This window comes from Vibrio sp. 1249-1 (assembly GCF_033340495.1).
Genome location: NZ_JAWOWJ010000857.1, coordinates 1 through 585 on the forward strand (window position 1 = coordinate 1; position 585 = coordinate 585).

Annotated in this window: 1 protein-coding gene and 1 pseudogene; both read left to right on the forward strand. The window is 40.9% G+C overall.

All coding sequences use genetic code 11. The features are described 5' to 3' along the window. Positions 1 to 148: pseudogene (locus R7Z50_RS29310) on the forward strand (pilus assembly protein FimT); the annotation flags it as partial. 8 nt (positions 149 to 156) lie between these two features. Next, the coding region (locus R7Z50_RS29315; RefSeq protein WP_318134836.1) for a pilus assembly protein PilW at positions 157 to 585 on the forward strand (429 nt) is incomplete at its 3' end.

The following is a 585-nucleotide window of genomic DNA, read 5'->3' on the forward strand; positions in this document are numbered from 1 at the left end:
GCGACCATCATCAGGAAACTTGAAGTTTTATCCTGTTGGTGAATCATCAAAAGCCTTAAAACTCATTTCTCATACTTTATCAGCCCGCGTAAGAGTATGTAGTGATAACAGCGGCACAGAATATTACGGTTATTCAACTTGCTCTTAAGGATGGCTATGTTTAAACAAAAAGGGGCGAGCCTTATTGAGTTTATGATCGCATCTGTGCTTGGGCTTATTTCTCTTGCGACAGTGGGGTCAATCTATGTGAGTGGTCAACGAGTGATAATGGAACGTTCGAAAGAGTTAATGTTGTTACAGAATTCTGAAAGTGTCGTGCAGATGCTCAAGAGTGACATTCAGCGTGCTGGTTTTGACGGTAATGATGGTCATTCTATAAAAATATCGGGCTCAGCGAACACAATTTACACTCTTGATGATGTTGATAGAGGGCTAATTGCTTACGCCTATTACATAGGTGTTTCTGGCTCTGCTCCTTTGTATAAAAACGTGGCTTATGAGCAACGAGTTAACACGCCAGAGTCGCTATTTGTGTGTGAAAAAAAGCAAATAACGATATGGGATGTTAATGACGTGGTCAACCTT